The sequence below is a fragment of the Schleiferilactobacillus harbinensis DSM 16991 genome (assembly GCF_000425885.1).
Classification (GTDB): domain Bacteria; phylum Bacillota; class Bacilli; order Lactobacillales; family Lactobacillaceae; genus Schleiferilactobacillus; species Schleiferilactobacillus harbinensis.
Genome location: NZ_AUEH01000058.1, coordinates 1 through 14,954, shown reverse-complemented (window position 1 = coordinate 14,954; position 14,954 = coordinate 1). Strand labels below are relative to the sequence as shown.

The window sequence follows — 14,954 nt, the reverse complement described above, 5'->3', positions numbered from 1 at the left end:
GTTGCTGGACTCGGCCGCGCTTAAGCTCACGGCTTACCGTACTAGGGGAATGATGGATGATGTGTGCAATATCGCGAATGGAATATTCATGGGAGTGCCAAAGCGCATCAATTATTCCGCGCTCGCCCTCTGTGAGTTGAGTGTACGAGCCGAGACTGTTAGACTGATTGTGGGTCATGAAGGTCACCTTTCTTGGTAGTTTAGTCGCTTCAAGGATAGGTCTTCATGGCCTATTTTGTTAAATCAACCCGGTCGATTGGTCTAACTCAATCGGTGTTGCACTTCAATTTTAAATCCGGCAGAGTCATCAATTAGTATGCTTTGCAGGTCATCCAAAGGAAAAGTAAATTGTTCGGTAGTCCTAATCTTGAGTTGACCATTCTGAATCGAAAGCTCTGCAGGACTTTCGATAAAAAGATTTCGGTATCCCATCAGCTAGCCTCTTTGACCACGAAACTGCATCGGTTGTGTTTCATGAACTGAATGTAGTTCACCGAAATAGTTAACGGTTAACTTCTCAACGTTTTTTAAACTGGCAAAACCAATACCTCTAGCCGAGAATGAGCGATCTGGGCCTTCAATGGCAATTGATGCAGTTGCAATGTCTGCACCAGTAAAGTACCCAACAACGTCCGTTCGTTTTCCCTTCTCCTGAGAACCGTCTGTGAGTATTTCTTTAGTCGAAACCCCTCGCGGATGTTTGAATCGAATCAAGTCATTGGCAAACAACGAGAAGAGAAATTGATCTTTAGGTTGAAGCTGATACCATTGACTGTATGGCTTTACAGGTGCAACGGCTCTATCTGGCAACTCCGCTTTTACTGTGTCTCGCACATAAATCGGTACAAAAACATACTTCTTAGGTGTCTTATAAACATCAATCCGTACCATCGACCCATTCGCCGCCACGCTCTTAGGCCCCACAGGGACCACTAATGTCGCCTTACTAGTCACCCGTACCCGTTCCACAGGAATATCCTGAATCGGAGACCGCACAAGCAAACGCCCAGTCGGGAACGCCTTCTTGCCATCGCCGCCGGCAACCTGTAAAGCATCCAGTATCGACTCATAAACTAATTTATTTCCGCCATCAGCCGCTAACTCATAAACGTTGGCACCGGCTTTGATAATGTCTTCACCGTCTTTATTCTTCTGCGGCTTCAGATCAGTAATCCGAACACGTTGGGTAATCAACCCATCGTCAGGGTTGGGCTGCCCATAGACAGTGTCCAAAGTCGCCGGCCCAACAATCCGGTGGTTCGGCACGCGAACAACGAAGGGCTGCTTCAATTCTGAAATTTCTTCGGCGGTATAGTGGCTCCACTGCCGTCCAGCCATGATCTGACTAGGATCTGAAGAGACCCGGCCCATCAGTTCTTCCCGGAATTCCGGCCAGGGCAGGGGATAGTCATTGAATACCTTGCGGAACTGCTTAGCGTCCAGTTCCTCGGGGTTATTTTCAGCCAAATCTTGTTCAGCGGCCGCCTTGTTGTCTCGTCGTTCCTGATATTTGGCATACCGGGTGACCGCTTGAATCAAGGCATCCGTGACGCAGCCAATCACAACGGCATCTACGGCATGGTGTAAATCGCCAGCAGCCCGCACTTTAGTAATCCCCCACCGGGAGCGGATCTTAGCGGTGACTGCGCCATTCAAAGCGATGACGTGTTTCGCATCGCTCAACACATCAGTGAATTCCACGTTTTGGGAAAGATAGTTCATCAGAATACGGTTCAAATAACGGGTATCGTTGATGTTCCGGGATTTCCACTTGGCTTTATCCTCGTCGGAAAACGTTTCTTTAAGCAAATTGCGCTTCTTACGGAGGTTGGTGATGTTGGTATTGACCCGGTTCTCAAATTGGCGACGCCTCTCGGAATCATTGCCGAAGACTTCCATGGGAATACGATCGCGTTTTTCCCGGTTGGCCTTGGCGCTCACCAGCACCTTGTTGGTGTAGCTGTCGTCAAAGCTGACGCTGTATGGAATAATGTGATCGATCTCGTAGCGGTCGTCAGAGAAGATATCCGTCACAGCCATGCTGGCATTTGTGCTTAAATCATACAGATCGATGCCATGCTGTTCATCGTACAGTTTCATCTTGGTAATATTGACACCGTTGACAGGAATGCCCAGCTCTTCCAAGCGCTTCGCAATTTTCTCGTTGTCCCGAGCATTCTTCTGTTGCCGTACTTCATCCTGCCGCCGTTCCTGGAAGTTCTGGCTCAAATCGCGGGCTAATTCGATATGAATGCTGTCCGGTTTGCCATACCGACGAACCACAGCCTTCACCAGTTTATTGGCCACACTAACAGCACGGCGCACAACGGGATTCGTCACGTTGTCGCGGATGTATTCCATGTCAATTTGATTATTACGGAAATCATAACCGGCGGCTGTGGCTGCGTCGCTGTAAACCATCCCTTGTTCCAGATAGGGAATGATTTCTTGCATCGTCTCCACTGACAGATGACCAAATTTCGAAAAATTCAGTGGTAGCAATTGCTCGATGACTTCATCAGAGAGAACCGTCTGATTATGGAATGCAGTTTTCCGATTACTATCGCTCTTGTATACGGTAAGAATGCGAGCAATTGCATCCAATTGATCATGGCTAACGGGCAAAGTGGTGCCAGTCAGTGCTTTTTCAATTTCGCGCAACGGCTTAATGGAAATAAACGTAGTCTTGTCCTCAATTTCTAGTGCTTTTTCAGGGGTATTGCCGTAGTTGACCAAATTAAATCGTGCAGTCTCCGGCAGGGACAATACCATCCGGATCTGTTTGAATTTAAGATCGGCGGATTTAACATCGGGTCCCCAGAGTCGTTTGGTTATCAATGCCCGCTGGTCAACAGTGAGGGTTTCAAAGGGCGCACTAATACTTGGCGCAATTCGCAAAGAATTCAATTTTGAGAGAAAACTGAAATACTGGAAAGTGTAGGTTGCCCGTGGAGCACGCTTGCGGGAACGATTAAAAGTGTCTGGGCCGACCATTTTGTCAATTAAATCACCGGAATAGGGGCCGCTGGCCGGGCCGTCATCAAAGTTTCGCTGACTTGTAAAAATATTGAGGTAAAGTTCAATGAATTCTGATGTGAGCTGCGTGTTGCCGAAGGATTGTTGGTTTGTCAGCAGCATTTTGATTTCATCAACCAACCAAGAGCGCTGTATTGTCCCCAAGAAGCCATTGGTGTAATCCTTATTATGTTTACGGTCACGAAAACGCGGATCATTGGCATATAATTCGCCAATTGTCCGGTAATCGTGGGATTGCATTTCTTCCTTAAAGGCGTTGATGGAGTTCAAAACGGGACCAATATCCTTGTCCTTGAGTTCAGCCTTTCGATTCGATTTAAACCCGCGGTGGGTGACGAAATAATAGAGGACTTGGAAGAGTTGCAGGTTGGTTAGCGGTTCATCAAGGCCCTTAACCCGTAATTCCCAGATATCGTCGTGAGGTTCCTGTTGATTTAGATAGCGAGCAATGTCTTGTTTGCTCAATAGGCCGCTGGTGATGAATAATTGCCGGGTACGGTGTTTACGGAAGGAAGTACGCCGCTTACGTCGCCGGGCACCGCGATACTTTCGGCGGGGCTCAGCCAACGATGCTCCGGTTTTGGGATTTTCTGCCCGTGTAAAAATGATAGAGTTCAACGTCTTAATTTTGTATGGCACACCGAGTGCGTCCGTTTCCAATACGGAATATCCGCACGAAGCGATACCAATGTCTAATGACAAGATATAACCCATGGTTTGTCTCCCCTTCAAGCGTTTCATGATAGCTTTATCATAACGTGAAGGGAACGGTTTCACAATGTTTTCGTACAAAAAGATGACCCCCATCACGAAGATGGGGGTCAGAGCTTGACAGGCGATTGTCCGAAGACAATCCCTTTGCTATTGGATCCCTCCAGAATCGGCTAAAATCGGAGGGTGTTCAGACGTCTCTGAACACTTATTAGAATAGCAGATTCCAATTTGATTGGCAACCTTTTCACGAATTTTTTGCGGCAATTTCTTTCAGTTCCTTCTTGCAACTCGACCACTCCCTTTTATCTGGGGTTTGACGGCGAGGTGAATCGGATGCATCAGTATGCTTGATTAGGTAGTATTCAAGTAATCCGTATCCGTTGACTTTACACCAATCTGCGGGATACTAAAGTCAATAAGCCGAGGAGAGGAAAACGGCTGATGACGAATAAATCGACGAAACACTTAACGAAAGATAAGCAAGTACCGGAATGGCGCTCCAACTTAGACGCAGTAGTGGCTGCATTCACGATTGGCTGGGGGCTTTGGTCGCTCTGGCAGAACAGAGGGATGACTGAACACTTCCTGAAGTTCTGCAGCGCACTGCTTTTGAGCATTCCGCAGTGGATTAATGCCAGTGTCATCATCTTCTTTTGGGGAGTTGTGACGATGGGATTAAGACAGCGGCGGGATATCACTTCACCAGAACAGTTAACCCGTTGGTATTGGCTGTCGGGATTTGTTGCTGGCTTTCTGTTCTTTCTCTTCCAAGACGCCATATTTGGGTTTATCAAGGCGGTTGTTGTGGCCGTATTGTTTTTGATTTTTTCCACGCTTGGGGCGGCAGCGGGCGCCTTGCCATTTAGTTTTGGCGGCTGGCTGCTGTATGACGATTGGGACCGGTATGACGACTATGGTCGGCGCCATGATTATTGATTAGGAGGACGCAGCAATGGAAAAGCCAGTAAAGCCTGCGGCCCAGAAGCCGGACCAAACGCAACCGTCCAAACCCCATTATTGGCGGCGGCATCCTTTTTTGACCAGCTTTGTGATCACAGTACTGTTTTTCAATTATGCCCGTGATCCCAACAGCTTTTATCAGTATATTCGAGGTATTCCACGGGCAATCTTCGATTGGCGTATCGATACAGGAATCACTGTCGACAATGTCATTTCGTTTTTTGTTAACTCGGTGGAACTGATTGGTTTAGTGATTATCGCAGCAATTATTTTTGGCGGTCCGATAGTTTTGTTTGTACGGTGGGAGCATCAGTCTCAGTTGAAAGAAATGCTTCGACCTTATCATTTTCCGCCGGAGCATGAGCAGACCACAAAGACTAAGAATCACCCACCGCGTTCTTAATGGCAGCGGGTTGGGAGGGGACACAGCGATGACAAACAAACCAGCAAAGCAACCCGCAACAAGTCACCAAATGCCCAAGTGGCAGGAATCGCTCAACAATGCGGGCATTATTTTCTTTATCGTTATCATGATTGCAGGAGGCGGCTTGTCATTTTGGGACAATCGAGACCTTTTTAAGCACTGGCTCATGACTTGCAGTGCATTTCTTTTTGGCTTGCCCCAGTGGCTAAACGTCGGCATCATTCTGATCGTCTGGTTTTTGGTAACCGCCTATGGGACGCAGCGCCAAGCCGGACGGACTCCCCGGCAGTTGCAAAAGCGCAGTCTCCGGCTGGCCGGAGTGATGGTCGGCTTGCTCTTCTATGTATTTCAGAACGCAGCGCTGGCCTTCATCAGGACTGTCGTTGGTATGGTGGTCCTGCTGATTCTTTCAACGTTAAGTGCCGGCGGCCTGGCGTTACCGTTCGGCTTTTTCGGTTTCGGCGGCGGAATGTTCTGGTATGACGACTGGGACAGCCGTGACGACGACGGTCACTGGGATGATTATTGAGTAGGGGGTGACGACCGTGAGCGCACAATCAAAGACACCAGCACAACAAGCACAGCTAACACCCAAGACTAAGCGCCGGCGGCGACCCTGGCATTCTTTTTTGGCTACGTTCTTAATCACCGTGTTATTCCTCAATTTTGCGCATAATCCGGACGAATTTTTCCAGTATATCCGGCACATTCCCCAGAAAATTGCCAGTTCTCCTTTCTTCTTTGATTGGTCGTGGGACAACGTGCAGGTCTTTTTCGTCAATCTGTTTGAGCTTTCCGGTATTTTCATCATTGCCGCAATACTGTTTATTGTGCCATTGGTCTGGTACCTCAACTACGAACACCGCAGCCAGCTTCGTGAACTGCACAAACCATTGCCCCACTATAAGGAATGGGACGACCCCGACGATGACCAAACCGACCAACACCCCAAACACCCCAAACACCAATAATCTTCCCCGCAAGCCGCCCAACCCGCGGCTTTTTTGGTAAACTAAGAACCAGAGCACGCAAATCGATCCACAGAAGGGAACGCCGCACATTGTCCACAGCCAAACCCCACCGCACCCGCATCGCCATCGGTCTTTACACCAATTACATCGTTCACGGCGCAGGGGTCCTCATCCTTGCCCAATCCATGACCAGCCTCGCCGCTCAGTGGCACACCACCGCCGCCGCAGTCGGCGCCGTCATCGCTGCCATGGGGATCGGCCGCTTGGTCGTGCTGCTCCTGTCCGGTTGGCTCAGCGACCGCTGGGGGCGGCAGTTCTTCGTGGGCCTGGGCATGGTCAGCTACTTGCTCTTTTTCCTGGGCATTTTGTGGAGTCCAACGGCGGCTTGGGGCTTTGCCTTCAGCTTCCTCGCCGGCTGTGCCAATTCATTTTTGGATGCCGGTACCTATCCGGCCTTAATGGATATTTATCCGGCGCAGGCCGGGGCGGCCAACGTCTTGATCAAAGGCGCCATGTCCGCCGGCCAGTTCATCCTGCCGCTGCTGGTGGGCTGGACGATCACCAGCCACGCCTGGTTCGGCCTCAACTACGCATTTCTCGCAGCAATCCTCATCATCAACGCGGTCGTGTTTCTCACCCCCTGGTGGGGTGCCAAGCGCACCAAACCGCAACAGCCGCAATCAGCCCCAACAAAAAACGAGCCAGCCGCAGCTGTCTCGTTTGCCACGATGCCGTGGCTGTTATTAGCGTTGTTCATTGTCTATGGTTTCCTCTCTCAAGGCGTCTTTTGGGTCTTTACCCAAAACATCACGCAATATGGGATTCAAATCCTGCACCTGACCCCCAGCACCAGTGGGAGCTTACTGAGTTGGTACAGCACCGGCTCATTCATTTGCGTGCTGGTCAATGTGTTTATCCTCAGCCGCCGCTTCACCCCGCCGCAATTACTAGTTCCGTTCACCATTGGCGGCACACTCAGTCTGATTCCAATTCTCAGCCAAGCACCACCCACCATCCTGTTTCCCAGCGTCTTCCTCATCGGCTTCTGCATGGCCGGCGGGGTAATGCAGCTGGGGCTGACGGTGATGGGTGAAACGCTGCCGCTGGGTAAGGGGATCGCCACCGGCCTGTACTATTCCGCCGGGGCCACCGCTCAATTTATCCTGCCGCTGATCACGGCCCAGTGGAGCCAGCAGCTCACCACGGTAATGTGGTTTGACCTGGCGATTGCCATCGCCGGTGTCCTAGTCACCACGGGCATTACCCTGCGGCTCAACCGGTTAGCTTAACAAAGCTTTCAATTGATCAAAGGTCTCCGGCAGATCAATCAGCCGGGCCTGGGGAAAAGTCATGGTCATATTCATATGGTGCGGGTCGAGATCATTCGTGGCACTGACTAAAGTGAGAAAATGCACTTTATCTAATGCGGCAAAATCGAACTGTTGAAAGGTGTAATCGTGGATATCGTGGCCGGCGTCTCGCTGCTTTTTTAGAAACTCGGCGAGTACCCGGTAGAAGTAATAAACAGCCTCCTCGAAGACTGTCCCTTTGGCAAAGACCTGCGGATCACTGCTTAGGCGCAAGATGTAGCCTCGCGGTGTCCGCTCACTCACGACGCCATAGATCAACTGATCGACCTTTTCTGCTTGTTTCATACGCGGCTCCTCCAACATGGATTTCTTACTCCTAGTATAACAACCTGTGTCAAAAAATTAAAGAGAAATGAATGGTATATTTGAATTAACCGTTGTGAAATTCATTTGCCATTGCCGCCAAAATTCGCTATACTGGTATCTTGTAATGCGGGTGTGGTTTAGTGGTAAAATATTAGCTTCCCAAGCTGAAGTCGCGAGTTCGATTCTCGTCACCCGCTTTGAACTGAGGAATAGGTCAACTCTGATTGCCGAGCGAGTCCGGAATGGTGCAAGCCGGATCAACAGGCTGGCCGGCGCACCCCAGGCACACAACCATATAGTGCATTTCTCGAGCGCTTCGTTGCGCCGCTTCGGCGGTGCGATTCGTAAGAATGAGAGTGGTACCGCGGACGTCACTGTCCGTCTCTCCTGCCGTTTTTTGCGGCAGGATTTTTTTCTATCTTAAGGAGGATGTTTTTCATGGACTTACGTCATACTGTGGCCGAAAAGATCAGCCAGGCCTTGAACCAGATCGACGCATCACTGACGACGGACCAAGTGGCCGATTTACTGGAAGTACCTAAGTCGCTGGATCTGGGCGACTTTGCTTTCCCAGCGTTCCAACTGGCGAAGACGCTGCACAAATCACCGGTGCAAATTGCCCAGCAATTAGCGCCGCTCGTGAACGCGGATGGGTTGCAAAAGGTCGAGGCGAAGGGCCCGTACGTCAACGTGTTCCTGGACCAGCCGGTCTTCGCCCACACGACGTTCCACGCCATCTTGAGCGATCCTGCCGGTTACGGCGCCGCAGATATCGGACACGGCGGCAATGTGCCCATCGATATGTCTTCGCCCAACATCGCCAAGCCCATGTCCATGGGCCATTTGCGCTCCACGGTGATCGGCAATGCCCTGGCTAATATTTTCTCAAAATTGGGTTATCATCCGATCAAGATCAACCACTTGGGCGACTGGGGCACCCAGTTCGGCAAGCTGATCGTTGGTTACAAGATGTGGGGGTCGGAAGAGGCCGTCAAGGAGAATCCGATCAAGAATCTGCTGGCGTATTATGTCCGCTTCCATCAGGAGGATAAGGATCATCCTGAGATGGATGACGAGGCTCGGGAATGGTTCAAGAAACTAGAAGAGGGCGATCCAGAAGCAACCAAGCTCTGGGCGTGGTTCCGGGAGATTTCCCTCAAAGAATTCCAGAAGGTCTATGATCAGCTGGGTGTCACCTTCGATTCATACAACGGCGAGGCTTTCTATAACGACAAGATGGATGAAGTGATCCAAATCTTGGAGCAAAAGGGCCTGCTGGAAAAGAGCCAGGGCGCTGATATCGTTGATCTCAGTGATCAAGACCTGAATCCAGCGCTGATCCGCAAGTCGGATGGCGCGTCGCTGTACATGACCCGGGACTTGGCCGCGGCGATCTACCGCAAGCGGACCTACAACTTTGTTAAGTCCTTGTACGTTGTCGGTGGTGAGCAGAAGGAACATTTCGACCAGCTGAAGGCCGTTTTGAAGAAAATGGGCTTCGACTGGGCCGACGAGATCGTCCACGTCCCCTTTGGTTTGATCACGGAAAACGGGAAGAAATTGTCGACCCGCTCCGGCCGAATCATTTTGTTGGAGAAAGTGCTCCAGGATGCTGTTGGCTTGGCGCAAAAGCAGGTGGATGAAAAGAATCCGACGCTGGCCAACAAAGAAGAAGTGGCGCACCAGGTCGGTGTGGGCGCGGTCGTCTTCCATGACTTGAAGAACGATCGGATGGACAACTTCGATTTCAATCTGGAAGAAGTCGTGCGCTTCGAAGGCGAGACTGGGCCGTATGTGCAGTATACGAATGCCCGGGCACAAAGTATTTTGCGCAAAGCAGGCAAGACGGAAGCCGACCTGATCGATGCAGCCGCATTAGATGACGCGGGGGCTTGGGAAGTGATCCGGACCTTGGGGGACTTCCCAGAAATCATTACCCGAGCCGCACGGGAATACGAACCGTCAGTCATCGCCAAGTATGCGCTGCGGTTAGCCAAGGCCTTCAATAAGTATTATGCCCATACTAAGGTCTTGACCGGTGACGCCGACCAGGACAGCCGGTTGGCGCTGGTTGCGTCCGTCAGTGCGGTACTCCAGAGTGCGTTGGCCCTGCTGGGGGTCGGCGCACCGGCCGAAATGTAAGGCGGGTGATGGGCTGATGAAACGGGAAGAGCGCAAGGCAGCCATTCGTCAGTTGGTCACCAGCACCCGCTTCGAGCGGCAGCGGGACCTGATGGCGGCTCTCCATGATCGCGGTATTATGATTTCCCAGGGTAATTTATCCCGGGACATGCGGGAATTAGGGATTCGCAAGTACAAGGACCGCAATGGTCACGCCTATTATGCTGTAGCCGATCACCAGGCGCCAACCCTGCCGGAGAATTTGCGGCAGGCTGTCGCAACGCAAGTTTTAACGGCGGTGGCAGTGCAGTTCACGGTGGTGTTGAAAACAGAAGCCGGCAGCGGTAATCTGGTCGCTGCGGCGTTGGATGACGTCCACCGGCCGGATATTATCGGGACTCTCGCGGGGCACGACACGGTGCTGGTGATCTGTCCCGATGAGGATGCGGCCAAGGCTTTTCAGCAAACCATCAGCGATACGCTGGCCACGCCCGCAGATACGGACGAAAACGCGCCGGAATAGGGGCTGTGGCGGTCTGTGTACCAAAGCCCAGCGGTGTTGCCCAGGTCAAGCGCCACGCGTGGAGCAGCATTTCGTCTTCTGGAATTTGATCGGCAGCGGGGCCGTAGAGCGGGTCAGCGATAATCGGCAGACCCGCGTGGGCCAGATGGACCCGGATTTGATGGGTGCGGCCGCTGTGCAGGGTCAGTAATAAAAGTTGTGTTTCTGAAGAACGGTCCAAGACCCGGAATTCTGTGTCCGCGGCTTGGCCGTTTTTGTTATCCACCGTCCGGCGGCGCACGTCGTTAATGGCGTGGGCGATGGGGCCGGTGAAATGGCCGTGGTCAGGCAGCACTGGTGTGCCAGGAACGACAGCCAAGTATTCCCGATGCAGAGTTTTGATCGCCAATTGCCGATTCAGCGGCGGCACCACGGCTGGGTTTTTGGCAATCAGTACGGCCCCGCTGGTGGCTTGATCCAGCCGGTGAACCATGAAGGCGGCGCCGCCGCTGGCTGCGAGGTAACTGGCGGCGGCGTTCATCAGGGTATTGCTTTCGCCGGCGTGATTCGGATGCATTTTTTCCCCCGCCGGCTTATCGACCACGAGGACATCGGGATCTTCGTGACAAATGACGAGACTGCTGCGGGCGGTTACATTGTAATCTTGCACCGGGTGGTCCACATGGGTGAAGGCCAAACTGACGAGATCGCCGGCGTGCAGCCGCGTGTTCATGGATTGATAGCGGCCGTTGACCAGCACACCATCTTCAATGCGCAGGAAGTGCTGCCACTTTTTGGGGATCCACCACGCTTGGAGCTGTTCTCGAACAGTGCGGCCGGGATAATCCGGGGGCAATACAATGCGGTGCTGATATGCGGTCATCAAGTCGTCATCCTTGTCTTTTTCCTAATTTTGCTGGGCTGCCTGCAGAGCTAATCCGCGGGTGTGCTATGATGTTAACAATTGTAATGCATCGTTTTTCTGTAATCCAATGTAGAAGGGATCCTCGTCATGGGTTTTTGGCGCCGTGTATGGGCGTATTGGCTCCAGTTTGCCTCGTGGTTGTATCCATATTGCCACCGGGCCTGGGTGTTTATCCGCCGCTTCAATCATCGCTACCAGGTGGTACGCTGGGCGATCGTGCTGTTTCTAACAGTCGCGGTGGCCGCGTCCGCCTTTTTCACGTACAAAGCGAAGACCGCCGACGTGGAGAACTTGAAGACCAACCTGAAGACCGTCACCCAGATTTATGACACCCATAACGAAAAAGCGGGGACGATCACCAATAAAGGGACGTTTGTGGAATTGAACCAGATTTCGCCCCAGATCCGCAACGCGGTGATCTCCACTGAGGACCGCAGTTTCTATTCTAACCCGGGGTTCGACATTAAGGGCCTGGCGCGGGCGGCGGTCAGTTATGTCATTCACCACGGCCAGATCAGCGGCGGGGGCAGTACGATCACTCAGCAGCTGGCCAAGAATACGCTGTTGACGCAGAAGCAGACCTTTGTCCGAAAATTTCAAGAAATTTTTCTGGCGGTGGAAATCACCCGGCATTATTCTAAGGACGACATCCTCACGATGTATTTGAACAACGCCTATTTCGGTAATGGCGTGTGGGGTGTGGAGGATGCATCGGAGCGGTATTTTGGCAAGCATGCCAAGGATCTGGATGCGTCTCAAGGGGCGGCCCTGGCGGCGATTTTGCGTTCCCCCAGTTTCTATAATCCAGTAGACCATATGGATAATGCCCTCGGCCGGCGCAACCTGATTCTGAGCTTAATGGTCGACAACGGCAAATTGACCCAAGCTGAAGCTAACAGCGCCAAGAACGAACAGCTCACGCTGGTGAATAATTACCAGCAGTCTGACGAGTACCGCTATCCCTATTTCTTCGATGCGGTCTTAGATGAAGCTTACAACAAGTACGACATTAAAGAAGAAGACATTCTGAATAAGGGGTACAAGATTTACACCACGCTGGACCAGACGATTCAAAGCCAGATGCAGGGCAGTTTCAAAGAAGATTGGGCCTTCCCGGCTAACGCTGCTGATGGGACGCCGGTCCAAGCAGCCAGTGTGGCTGTGGATCCCAATACCGGCGGGGTGCTGGGCGTTATCGGCGGCCGCGGCAAGCATGTTTTCCGGGGTTACAACCGGGCCACCCAGATGCGCCGCCAGCCAGGCAGTGCAATGAAGCCGCTGGCAATTTATACCCCGGCGATTGAGGCCGGCTATCATCCGGATTCAATGTTGGAAGATAAGCTGCAGAGTTTCGGTAAAAATAAATACACCCCCCACAATGTGGATGAACAATATGCCGGCGAGGTGCCGATGTATGAGGCTTTGGCGGAAAGTAAGAACACCGCTGCCGTCTGGCTGTTGAACCAGATCGGGGTGCAAAAGGGTGTCGCTTCGGCAGAACGCTTCGGGATCAATATTCCTAAGAGTGACCAAAACTTAGCCTTTGGCATTGGCGGCTTATCCCAAGGGGTATCGCCGCTGCAGATGGCGCGGGCGTATTCGGCCTTTGCCAATGGCGGCAAATTACCGGACACCCATTTCATTACAAAAATCGTGGACGCCACCGGGGCTGTGGTCGTGGATAATACCAACACGACGGCCAAGCAGATCATCACCGCCAAGACGGCTAACGAGATGACCAGTATGATGCTGTCCGTCTTTTCCAGCGGTACCGGGACCTCCGCGGCGCCTAGCGGGTATAAGATTGCCGGCAAGACCGGCAGTACCGAGGGCGACAGCAGTTGGGGATTTGGTACCAAGGACCAATGGGTCGTTGGCTACACGCCGGATGTCACCGTGGCCACATGGGTCGGCTTTGACCAAACTGATGCCAATCACTTCCTGAAGGGCATCAGCGAGCAGGGGGTCGCGCCGATTTTTAAGCAGGAAATGCAAAATATTCTGCCCAACACTAAACAGACACCATTCAAGGTCCAAGATGCCGCCCAGGAAGATGCGGCGAATAATGGCGGCAGCACCGGCACCAGCAGCGGTTCTGGGGATGATTGGCTGAATGATTTTCAATCCAACGTGGAGAAAGGTATCAATGGGCTCAAGGATAAGGCCAGTGAATGGTATAATAGCCTCAAAGGTCTGTTCCAGTAGAATACTGAGAGGATGACGCAGAAAGCGCCCAGACGGACTGACCGGCTGGGCGTTTGGCGATTTATGACAAAATTACTCAAAGATTTTCAACCCAACGAACAACTCGACATCCCGGTTTTGATCAAGTCCGCCGACGTGCGGGAGGCCAAGGACGGCAGTAAGTACATTGCCCTGGTCTTCACGGATACGTCGGGGGAAATCACGGCTAAGCTGTGGCATGCGGCGGAGAAGGCCACTCAGGACTTCACAACGGGAACCGTGGTGCAGCTGACCGGCAAACGGGAAGTCTACCAAGATCGGCCGCAAATTCGGATCAAACACATGCGGGTCTTGCCGGAATCGGAACAAGATCCCCACGCCTATACGCCCACGGCGCCGGAGAGTATCGAGGATCTGCAAGCCTTCGTGAAGCAGACGATCGCCGAGATCCAGCAGCCAGTATGGCGGGGGATCGTCCAATATATTTTTGGGGCCCACTGGCATGAATTTTTCACCTACCCGGCGGCCAAGACCAACCACCATGCTTACGAGGGCGGATTGGCTTTCCATACCGTCTCGATGGTGCGGCTGGCCCAAAAAATCGCGCCGCTGTACCATAAAGTCAACGAAGACCTCTTACTGGCGGGCACACTGCTCCACGATATGGGCAAGACCCGGGAACTCACTGGGCCTACTGCCACCCAATATCGGCCGGAGGGCAACCTGATCGGCCACGTAGTGATGATTGATGAAGAGATCATTCGCGCCTGCGACAAGCTCCAGCTGGACAGTCACAGCGAGGCCGTCATGCTTTTGCGGCATATGGTCCTGGCCCACCACGGCGAGCTCGACTACGGCTCGCCTGTGCGGCCGCAGCTGATTGAAGCCGAACTGCTCCACCAAATCGACCAAATGGATGCCAGCTTGACCATGATCACCATGGCCCTCACTGACGCCAAACCCGGCGAATACTCCGAACGCGTCTTCGGCTTGGACAATCGACGCTTCTACCAACCAAAGCCAATTGAGGATTAGCTGGCACGGCGTCAGAACAACTTTCTCAGCCCACAAAAAAGGCATCCCATTGAAGTGCAACAAAAAAGTTAGACAGTTTGGAAATTAATTACGCAGCGGTTTGATTCCGATATTCAATCGGGGTCAGGCCGTTTTTGTTCAGTGAAATTCGATCATGATTAAACCATCTGGCGTAATGCGTCACGATTTGTTTCAGCTCCTTAATATCCTTAATCGGTTGTCGATTGAGACGTTCACGCTTAAGCAGGTTGAAGAAACTTTCCATTGGGGCATTGTCATGACAGTTGCCTTTGCGGGACATGCTTGGAACGATTCCCATGGCGTGTAACCGGATCTGGTATTCACGGGTTTGGTATTGCCAGCCTTGATCGGAATGCATGATCGGTGTGACGCCAGAAGGCAGTTT

Annotated in this window: 14 protein-coding genes and 1 tRNA gene; 10 read left to right on the top strand and 5 right to left on the bottom strand. The window is 52.2% G+C overall.

Features of this window, described 5'->3' with window-relative positions:
* Both H627_RS20950 and cas9 read right to left on the bottom strand, forming a co-directional pair.
* Positions 1-178, bottom strand: a 178-nt coding sequence (locus tag H627_RS20950; protein WP_155827886.1) for a helix-turn-helix domain-containing protein, incomplete at its 3' end; no start/stop codon positions are given.
* A gap of 257 nt (positions 179-435) precedes the next feature.
* The gene (cas9, locus tag H627_RS0113850) at positions 436-3,828 is read right to left on the bottom strand and encodes a type II CRISPR RNA-guided endonuclease Cas9 (protein WP_162143242.1); all 3,393 of its coding nucleotides are present in this window, start codon (positions 3,826-3,828) and stop codon (positions 436-438) included.
* A gap of 363 nt (positions 3,829-4,191) precedes the next feature.
* Between cas9 and H627_RS0113845 the strand changes: the two genes are divergently transcribed.
* The 5 genes from H627_RS0113845 (at position 4,192) to H627_RS0113825 (ending at position 7,394) form a co-directional block, all read left to right on the top strand.
* Entirely contained in the window at positions 4,192-4,686 is a 495-nt protein-coding gene (locus H627_RS0113845; RefSeq protein ID WP_027829410.1) for a hypothetical protein, read from the top strand.
* Positions 4,687-4,702: 16 nt separating this feature from the next.
* Positions 4,703-5,113, top strand: a complete 411-nt coding sequence (locus tag H627_RS0113840) for a hypothetical protein (RefSeq protein ID WP_027829409.1) — start codon at positions 4,703-4,705, stop codon at positions 5,111-5,113.
* 28 nt (positions 5,114-5,141) lie between these two features.
* Positions 5,142-5,663, top strand: a complete 522-nt coding sequence (locus tag H627_RS0113835) for a hypothetical protein (protein WP_027829408.1) — start codon at positions 5,142-5,144, stop codon at positions 5,661-5,663.
* Between the two features lie 16 nt (positions 5,664-5,679).
* Positions 5,680-6,105: a hypothetical protein gene (locus tag H627_RS0113830; protein ID WP_027829407.1), complete on the top strand. Its 426-nt coding sequence runs from the start codon at positions 5,680-5,682 to the stop codon at positions 6,103-6,105.
* Between the two features lie 89 nt (positions 6,106-6,194).
* Positions 6,195-7,394, top strand: a complete 1,200-nt coding sequence (locus tag H627_RS0113825; protein WP_081674936.1) for an MFS transporter — start codon at positions 6,195-6,197, stop codon at positions 7,392-7,394.
* On the opposite strand, the gene H627_RS0113820 is transcribed toward H627_RS0113825, so the two are convergent.
* Positions 7,386-7,760, bottom strand: a complete 375-nt coding sequence (locus H627_RS0113820; protein WP_027829405.1) for a hypothetical protein — start codon at positions 7,758-7,760, stop codon at positions 7,386-7,388. The genes H627_RS0113825 and H627_RS0113820 overlap by 9 nt on opposite strands.
* Before the next feature lie 147 nt (positions 7,761-7,907).
* Between H627_RS0113820 and H627_RS0113815 the strand changes: the two genes are divergently transcribed.
* The 3 genes from H627_RS0113815 to H627_RS18475 all read left to right on the top strand — a co-directional run bounded on the left by H627_RS0113815 (position 7,908) and on the right by H627_RS18475 (position 10,425).
* A tRNA-Gly gene (locus H627_RS0113815) sits at positions 7,908-7,978 on the top strand.
* A 241-nt stretch (positions 7,979-8,219) separates the two neighbouring features.
* Complete coding sequence (argS, locus tag H627_RS0113810) at positions 8,220-9,923, top strand: arginine--tRNA ligase (RefSeq protein ID WP_027829404.1); 1,704 nt, start codon at positions 8,220-8,222, stop codon at positions 9,921-9,923.
* A gap of 16 nt (positions 9,924-9,939) precedes the next feature.
* Complete coding sequence (locus H627_RS18475) at positions 9,940-10,425, top strand: arginine repressor (protein ID WP_051225449.1); 486 nt, start codon at positions 9,940-9,942, stop codon at positions 10,423-10,425.
* Here H627_RS18475 and H627_RS18470 read toward each other — a convergent pair.
* The gene (locus tag H627_RS18470; protein WP_035441161.1) at positions 10,373-11,287 is read right to left on the bottom strand and encodes an RluA family pseudouridine synthase; all 915 of its coding nucleotides are present in this window, start codon (positions 11,285-11,287) and stop codon (positions 10,373-10,375) included. The two genes, H627_RS18475 and H627_RS18470, sit on opposite strands and share 53 nt — an antisense overlap.
* A gap of 129 nt (positions 11,288-11,416) precedes the next feature.
* Here H627_RS18470 and H627_RS0113795 point away from each other — a divergent pair, with 129 nt between their 5' ends.
* Both H627_RS0113795 and H627_RS0113790 read left to right on the top strand, forming a co-directional pair.
* Positions 11,417-13,534, top strand: coding sequence for a PBP1A family penicillin-binding protein (locus H627_RS0113795; protein ID WP_081674935.1), 2,118 nt, complete (start codon positions 11,417-11,419; stop codon positions 13,532-13,534).
* Between the two features lie 63 nt (positions 13,535-13,597).
* Entirely contained in the window at positions 13,598-14,548 is a 951-nt protein-coding gene (locus H627_RS0113790; protein ID WP_027829402.1) for a 3'-5' exoribonuclease YhaM family protein, read from the top strand.
* Positions 14,549-14,636: 88 nt separating this feature from the next.
* Here the strand turns inward: H627_RS0113790 and H627_RS0113785 are convergent.
* Positions 14,637-14,954: IS3 family transposase (locus tag H627_RS0113785; RefSeq protein ID WP_027829401.1), on the bottom strand; the 318-nt coding region annotated here is incomplete at its 5' end.